The organism is Streptomyces sp. SID486, assembly GCF_009865385.1.
Taxonomy (GTDB): domain Bacteria; phylum Actinomycetota; class Actinomycetes; order Streptomycetales; family Streptomycetaceae; genus Streptomyces.
In genome coordinates this window covers 1-2,015 of the sequence record NZ_WWJT01000291.1, presented here as the reverse complement: position 1 = coordinate 2,015, position 2,015 = coordinate 1, and the positions used below count along the sequence as shown (strand labels likewise).

The 2,015-nt window shown below is 77.4% G+C and carries 1 protein-coding gene; it reads right to left on the bottom strand.

Annotated elements, in window-relative coordinates; translation table 11 throughout:
* Positions 1-2,015: AMP-binding protein (locus tag GT045_RS13880; RefSeq protein WP_161334348.1), on the bottom strand; the 2,015-nt coding region annotated here is incomplete at both ends.

The following is a 2,015-nucleotide window of genomic DNA, read 5'->3' as shown; positions in this document are numbered from 1 at the left end:
CGACCCCGGCGGCCGGGCCGGGCACGGCCGGCGCCTGCGGGCGGCGCGGCAGCAGCGGGCCGTCGGCGTCCAGCCCCGCCAGGTGCCGCGTCCAGTAGGCGAGCTGCACGGCCGCCAGGGAACCGGGATCGGCCGGGGAGCCCAGCCGGTCCAGGCGTCGGCGGGCGTGCTCGGCGTACGGGACGGGGAGCGGGGCGAGACCGGCCGGGCGGCCCTGGACGCGGGCGGCGTAGGCCAGCGAGAGATCGCGGAACAGCGGTCGCAGCGACCAGCCGTCACCGGCGATGTGGTGGACGAGGACGAGCAGCGCGTGCTCGTCGGGGCGCTCGCGGAGGGTGAACAGGACGGCCCGGACGGGTGGTTCGCCGCTCAGGTCGAAGCGGTGCCGTGCCGTCTCCCGCAGGGCTGACTCCAGTTCCTCCGTGGCGACGTGCTCATGGGCGAAGGGCGGTGCGGCCCGGGTCCCGTGCAGCACCCGCCGCACCGGGACGCCGTCGCGCTCGCCGAAGAGGGTGCGCAGCACCTCGTGCCGGCCGGCGACGTCGGCCAGTGCGCCGGCGAGCGCGTCCGGGTCGACCGCGCCGCGCAGCCGGACCAGCATGGGGAGGTTGTAGGCGGCGCCCGCGCCGGTCCGGTCCAGGAACCACAGGCGCTGCTGGGCGTCGGACACCGGCAGCGGGCCCGCCTCGGTGGCGGGCTCGGGCGGCGGTACGGCGGCGGGGGCCCGGTCGACGAGCGGGGCCAGCCGGGCCGGGGTCGGCGCCTCGAAGAGCGTGCGGATGTCGAGCTCGACGCCGAGCGCGGAGCGGACACGGCCCGCCAGCCGGGCGGCGAGCAGGGAGTTGCCGCCGAGCCGGAAGAAGTCGTCGTCGGGGCCGAGGGGGGTGGAGAGGATCTCGGAGAACAGGGTGCGCAGGGCGCCGACGGTGGCGTCGGCCGCGCCGCCGGCCCGCTCGCCGGTGCCGCCGGTGCCCGCGGCGAAGGCCGGGGCGGGCAGCGCCGCCCGGTCCAGCTTGCCGCTCGGGGTGAGGGGCAGGGCGTCCAGGATCACGAAGGCGGCCGGCACCAGGTGGTCGGGCAGGGCGCCGCGGGCATGGTCGCGCAGTTCCCACGCGGTGGGCGCCGGTGTGCCGCGCGGGACGACGTACGCGGTCAGCTGCCGGTCTCCCGCCGGGTGGGGGTGGGCGACCACGGCGGCCCGGTCGACTCCCGGGTGCCCGGCCAGGAACGTCTCGATCTCGCCGGGCTCCACCCGGAAGCCGCGGATCTTGATCTGGCTGTCGGCGCGGCCGAGGTGTTCGAGGACGCCGTCGGTCCGGTGGCGGACCAGGTCACCGGTGCGGTAGAGGCGTTCGCCCGAGGGGGCGGCGACGAAGCGTTCGGCGGTCAGGGCCGCTTGGCCGGCGTACTCCCGGGCCAGCCCGGCACCGGCCGCGTACAGCTCGCCCGTGCCGCCGTCGGGGACCGGGCGCAGCCGCTCGTCGAGGACGTGCAGGCGCTTCCCGGCGAGCGGCCGGCCGATCGGCAGGGGGCCGCCGGTGCGCAGGTCCGCGGGGGTGACCGGGTGGGTGGTGAGGAAGACCATGCACTCGACGGGGCCGTAGCCGTTGCTCAGCCGGAGGCCGGGCCGGCGTGCGAGGGCGCGGGCGACGTGCGGGGGCGACAGCGCCTCGCCGCCCACGAGGAGTTCGCTCAGGCCGTCGAGGGCGTCCGGGTACTCGTCCACGACGACGTTGAACAGGGACGCCGACAGGTACATGGACGTGATGCCGTGCTCGGCGATCAGGCGGGCCATCGTGAGGGGTTCGGGGCGTCCCGGGGGGTGCAGCACGCAGGTGCCGCCGTTGGTGAGCGGACCCCACAGTTCGAGGGCGAACGCGTCCCAGGACAGCGGCGCGCACTGGAGCCAGATGGCGCCCGGGCCGAAGGAGGCGAAGTCCTGGCCGGTGAGGGTGGCCGTGACGGCCTCGTGCGGGGCGGCGACGCCCTTGGGGCGGCCGGTGGAGCCGGAGGTG